The 5,606-nt window shown below is 62.9% G+C and carries 4 protein-coding genes; 2 read left to right on the top strand and 2 right to left on the bottom strand.

Annotation, left to right across the window (positions count from 1 at the left end; genetic code table 11):
* On the top strand, nt 1-1,608 hold the full coding sequence (locus L0G76_RS13605; RefSeq protein ID WP_304357711.1) for an AbgT family transporter: 1,608 nt from the start codon (nt 1-3) through the stop codon (nt 1,606-1,608).
* Between the two features lie 18 nt (nt 1,609-1,626).
* On the opposite strand, the gene L0G76_RS13600 is transcribed toward L0G76_RS13605, so the two are convergent.
* Complete coding sequence (locus L0G76_RS13600; protein ID WP_304357710.1) at nt 1,627-2,646, bottom strand: Rossmann-fold NAD(P)-binding domain-containing protein; 1,020 nt, start codon at nt 2,644-2,646, stop codon at nt 1,627-1,629.
* A gap of 152 nt (nt 2,647-2,798) precedes the next feature.
* On the opposite strand from L0G76_RS13600, the gene L0G76_RS13595 reads away from it, so the two are divergent.
* Entirely contained in the window at nt 2,799-3,452 is a 654-nt protein-coding gene (locus tag L0G76_RS13595) for a TetR/AcrR family transcriptional regulator (protein WP_304357709.1), read from the top strand.
* 48 nt (nt 3,453-3,500) lie between these two features.
* Here L0G76_RS13595 and L0G76_RS13590 read toward each other — a convergent pair.
* The coding region (locus L0G76_RS13590) for a DEAD/DEAH box helicase (RefSeq protein WP_304357708.1) at nt 3,501-5,606 on the bottom strand (2,106 nt) is incomplete at its 5' end.

The raw sequence follows: 5,606 nt of genomic DNA, 5'->3' as shown, positions 1-5,606 counted from the left end.
ATCGGACAGCGTCTGCTGGACGGGATCGAACGGCTCGGCAACAAACTGCCCGAGCCGTTCACCCTCTTCCTCGGACTGTTCCTGATCACGGGAGCAATCTCGACCGGCATGGCCATGGCAGACGTCTCCGTGTCCATTCCCGGCAGCGACGAGACCGTTGCGATCAGGGGACTGTTCACGGGCGAGGGACTGTCGTGGCTGACGACGACGATGGGCGACAACTACATCGGGTTCCCGCCTTTGGCCACCGTGCTGCCGATCCTTCTGGCAGTGGGTGTGGCCGAGAAGTCGGGCATGCTCGCCGCAGCCGTGCGGATCGCCTTCGGCAAGAGCCCGCGCTGGCTGCTGCCCTATGCCGTCGGCTTCGTCGGCGTGGTCGGGTCGATCATGGCCGATTCCGCCTTCATCATCATCCCGCCGCTGGCCGCGCTCGTATTCAAGGCCGCCGGACGGCACCCGATGGCCGGCCTCATCGGCGGATTCGCCGCCACCGGTGCCGGGTATTCGACCTCGATCGTGCCGACCAGCCTCGATGCGCTGTTCGCCGGCATCACCACCTCGGTGATGGGGACCCTGCCCGGCACGGACTATACGGCCGTCAACCCGGTGTCGAACTACTTCTTCAACATCGTCGCCTCGATCGTGCTGGCGCTCATCGCCGGTTTCATCATCGACAAACTCATCGAACCGAACATGGTTCGCAAGGGCGTTCCGCGCGAGTACGCGGATGCCAAGGGTTCGGGCCTGGCCAAGGAATACCAGGCAAAGGACAACCCCTACGGTGAGAACGCCGTGTCTGCCGAAGAAGTCGAGGAATCACGGAAGGAGGTCAAGGCTGAACTCGAACCCGAGGAGAAGCGAGGGTTGGTGTGGTCCCTGGTCTCTGCAGTGCTGCTGACCGCGGTGCTGCTCTTCGGCGTGCTCGTTCCCGACTCGCCCTGGCGCAATGAGGACGGCGGATTCTTGCCGAAGTCCCCGCTGCTGTCCTCGATCGTCTTCATCGTCTTCGCCTATTTCATGCTCATGGGGGTGGTCTACGGCTTCGTCGTGCGCACCGTACGGTCAATGAACGACCTCGTGCGGATGATGAGCCAGTCGATCGTCGACATGATGTCCTTCCTCATCCTCGCCTTCATCCTCGGCCAGTTCATCGCGCTGTTCAACTGGACGGGGATCGGCTCGTGGATCGCCGTGGCTGGTGCTTCAGGGCTCGAGGCCATCGGACTCACGGGCTTCGCCGCAGTCCTCGGGTTCATGCTCCTGGCCAGTGTGCTCAACCTGTTCATCGTCTCCGGCTCCTCGATGTGGACGCTCATGGCGGCGGTGTTCGTCCCGCTGTTCGCGATCCTCGGCTACGAACCGGCCTTCATCCAGGCCGGATTCCGCGTCGGCGACTCGGCCACCCAGGTCATCACCCCGCTCAACCCCTACATGATCGTGCTCCTGGGCCTCGTGCGCCGTTACGAACCCAATGCCGGGCTGGGCACCATCATCTCGAGGATGGTGCCCTTCGTCATTCCGTTCTGGCTGGCCTGGGCGGCACTGCTGGCGATCTGGTTCTTCTTCGACCTGCCTCTGGGACCCGGCAACGGCATCTTCCTCGAATAGGCCGACGCCGAGGCGATCTCACAGCATCTGCGTGATGCCCTTACGCCAATCGGTGGTGCCGAGAGACTCGGCGAAGTCTCCGGACTCGATGACACAGGGGGAGTACCAGATCGGGGAGAGCTGATTGAGCTCGTACATCGACCGTTCGACGACCCCGGCGACGCGAGTCGTCCAACGGGGGAGGGCCAGGGGCCTTCTCGGCCTCGTGCCCACATGCTCGTGGGCGAACTCCGTGATCTCGCCCAGAGTCGGATTCGAGGAGGGAGCGATGAGCAGGCGATGCGTCCCCGCGGGGACGTCTTCGAGCACCTGTGCCGCGCGGATCATCGCGGCGGCGAGGTCCGCGATGACGGTGATGCCGTGGGCGACATCGGTGCGTGCAGGCACGATGGCCCGATGCCCTTTGGAGATCGGGGCGGTGATGCACATCTTCACCACGGACGACCACGGCTGCGCGGTGCTGCCGAGCAGGTCCCCGGCGATGACGCTGACCGTGGTGGCAGGGTGTTCGCGCCTGGCTTCGAGGAGGCTCTGGCGAATCCGTCCCTTGTCCTCGACCGGGGCGAACGGGGAGGACTCTGTGATCGCTTCACGAAGTCCGGCAAAGGCATAGACCGATTCGGGGAAGATGACGGGAATGCCCAACCGCGCCGCGGTGTCCATGATCGCCGAGTCGAGCCGAGGGAGGGTCTGCTCCCACTTCCGACTGTCGTAGGGAGCATGGGCACAGGCGAAGATGACATCGCTGGCCGCGGCGGCTTCGTGAAGCTGTGCACGGTCGGCTGCATCTGCGCGAATGTGGTTGGCCTCGGTGCCGACGCCGGGGCTGTGCAGTGCTTGCCCCGTATCGGTCCGCGCCTGGTTGCCGGCCGATGGCCGAACGTCGGTTGCCGTCCTACTGCCGGGCGCAGTTGCCGCAACCGGCGCCGAAGCTCTGCCCGAGCGGGTTGCGACTGTTGTGTGAATTCCTGTTGCTGAGAGTTGGGTGGCGATTTCTTCGCCGATCTGTCCATAGCCGATGATGAGTGCGGATTTCATGATGAGGGCCCTTCCCCTGGTGTGGTTCGGTTGAGTTGCCGAAAGCATCTCAGAGAGCGATGCTCTCTCAATGAGAGTAGAGCCATGCCAGCCGCATTTCAAGAGCAGTGCTCACTATTGTTATCTTTGCTCTCTCGCTCTAGGGTGGACGCATGACCAATTCGACTCCGCGTCAGCGAGCCCGGCTGGAAACCGAAGCCCAGATCACCCGCCTCGGGAATCAGATGCTCGACGCCGATGGCCTCGACGGGGTCTCACTTCGTGCGATCGCCCGGGAGCTCGGGATCGTCTCAAGCGCGATCTACCGCTATGTGAAGAACCGTGATGAGCTGCTGACCATCCTCATCCGTGACGCATTCACCTCGATCGCCGACGAGGTGGATGCGGCCTTGGAAGGCAACGAATCCATTCTCACCGTCGGGGTGACGATGATCGCGTGGTCGCGCAGGTACCCGAACCGTTGGGCGCTCATCTATGGCACACCGGTCCCCGAGTACCAAGCACCGCGGGATGAGACCGTGGTCCCCGGGACCCGGATCATGGTGACGCTGACGAACTTGGTCGCGAAGAGTTCTGTGGCACAGACGAAGATTCAGGTCCCACCCGCACACGCGCTGGATGCATTGCGTGAAGGTCTGCGAGAACTGGGACTGGAGCCCGGCGATCAGGTGATCATGCGTACTGTGACTGTGTGGGCGGCGCTCATCGGACTCATCAATGCTCTGCGGTTCGGACAGTTCGGTCCCGGGAACGAACGGGTCGAAGACGAGCTGATGCAGGGACTCGTGTCGACGCTCGGGCACTGAAGCAGCGTATGGGGCGGACCAGCGTACGGAGCGGAATCGACGAGCCGCTCATCCGTCGAGAAGCCCGCGGATGTCCTCGCCTGTGATCGTCGATGAGAATCCCTCACCCTCATTGACCAGGGAGTCGAAGAGCTGGGCCTTCTTCTCCTGCAGAGCCAGCACTTTCTCCTCGATCGTCTTCTCAGCGACCATCCGATAGACCATGACGTTCTTCGTCTGCCCGATTCTGTGCGCGCGGTCGATGGCCTGGGCTTCTACGGCAGGATTCCACCAGGGGTCGAGCAGGAAGACATAGTCGGCCTCCGTCAGCGTCAGGCCGAACCCGCCGGCCTTGAGGCTGATCAGGAAGACCGGTGCATCCCCGGTTCTGAAGTCGTCGATGACCGCGCCCCGGTTGCGAGTCGAGCCGTCGAGGTAGCAGTAGTCGATATTGCGGTGCTCGAGCTGTTCGCCGACCCGGGACAGGAAGGAGGTGAACTGACTGAAGATGATGGTGCGGTGACCTTCGGCAACCACGTCGTCAAGATGGGAGAAGAGTGCACTGAGTTTGCTCGATCCGATCGCTTCGTATTTCTCATCGATGAGGTATGGGTCGATGGCCAGCATCCGCAGGAGTGTCAGCGACCGGAAGATCGCGAAGCGGTTCCGATCCATGTCATTGATGAGGCCGAGGAGCTTCTTCCGCTCCTTCTGCAGAATCGTGTTGTAGAGGTCCCGGTGCTTGGTGCTGAGCTCGACGCGCAGGACCTGTTCCTGCTTCGGCGGCAGGTCGGCTGCGACGAGTTCTTTGTTCCGCCGTTTCATGAACGGTCGGATCCGACGTCGCAGCAGTGCCATTCCCTCCGGGGACTCGCCTGATTCGATGGGGGAGACGATCTCGCGACGGAACTTCTCGATACCAGGCAGCAGACCCGGTGAGGTGATCGAGTACAGCGACCACAGGTCGGTGAGAGAGTTCTCCATCGGTGTGCCGGTGATGGCCAGGCGGAACCGAGCCGGTATCGCCTTCGCCGCAGTGTGGACCTTGGCGGTCCTGTTCTTGACGAATTGCGCCTCGTCGAGGACGAAGGTGTCCCACTCGATCGACCTGAAGGCTTGTGCGTCGAGGCGCAGGATTGCATATGAGGTGATGACGAGGTCCGCGTCCTCGATCTCTTCGGCCAAGGTGGTCTTCCGCTTCTTCTCTGTGGCGGAGATGATGGCGACTCGAAGACCCGGCGTGAACTTCTCGGCCTCCGCACGCCACGTCGACATCACCGAGGTGGGCGCGACGACGAGGATGGGGGAGGCATTCGCATTCGTGTTCTTGATGTGAGTGAACAGGCTCAGTGCCTGCAGCGTCTTGCCCAACCCCATGTCATCGGCCAGGATGCCGCCGAGTCCGCTGGACCACAGGGCCGCCAGCCAGCTGAACCCCTCCTGCTGGTAGGGACGCAGCGTGGCTTCGACCCCGTCCGGCACGTCGAGAGCAGGAATCTCGCCGAGGTGGCTGAGCGCTTCGACCGAGCGTCGCCACGAGGCGGCGGCGGTGGATTCGTCGACGAGCTCGTCGAATTCGGCCCACAGATCCATGTGATAGCGCGAGAGGCGAGGTGAGTCCGGCTGCCAGTCCGCGATGACATCTGAGTCGGCGAGCATGCGACGAAACTTGTCGAAGAAGGGTGCATCGAGGGAGAAGTACGTGCCATCGGGCAAGACCATCATCGCAGCCCCCTGCGCCAACGCGACGAACAGGTCGGCGAAGCGCACCTGCTGTCCGGCGATCATGATGTGGAAGCGGATGTCGAACCAATCGCTGTCCTCAGCTTCGTCGGTCGACATCGAGACCAGTGGTGCGTCGGTGACTTCTCGATAGGCCGGGCGATCGCCGATCTCATGCACCTCGAGATGGTCGATGTCAGTCAGAACAGGCAGCAGTTTGTCGACGAGGACAGCTGTCTGCAGACCGTCGAGGTCCACGGTTGCTGCGCGGCGAACCTCGCTCGGCAGCGTCAGCGGCATCGAGGTTGCGGCAACGGCGGAGCTCAGCTGCGCGAGCACCCCGTCTTCGTGTTCGATGCTCCGGTCGCGGTCTGGCAGAGGCCCACGGTGGATGGGAAACGTTTGAACCGGGTGATGATAGTGCCACTCCCACGCCAGGTGCGCACCCCGGTC

This window comes from Brevibacterium picturae, from assembly GCF_030453725.1.
GTDB classification, from domain to species: Bacteria; Actinomycetota; Actinomycetes; order Actinomycetales; family Brevibacteriaceae; genus Brevibacterium; species Brevibacterium sandarakinum_A.
The sequence above is the reverse complement of the archived record's forward strand: the minus strand, read 5'-3'. Positions and strand labels throughout refer to the sequence as shown.

What these genes read in the sequence shown, in the direction of transcription:
- L0G76_RS13600 (WP_304357710.1), bottom strand. Translation starts at nt 2,646, where the DNA reads ATGAAATCCGCACTCATCATCGGCTATGGACAGATCGGCGAAGAAATC.
- L0G76_RS13595 (WP_304357709.1), top strand. Translation starts at nt 2,799, where the DNA reads ATGACCAATTCGACTCCGCGTCAGCGAGCCCGGCTGGAAACCGAAGCC.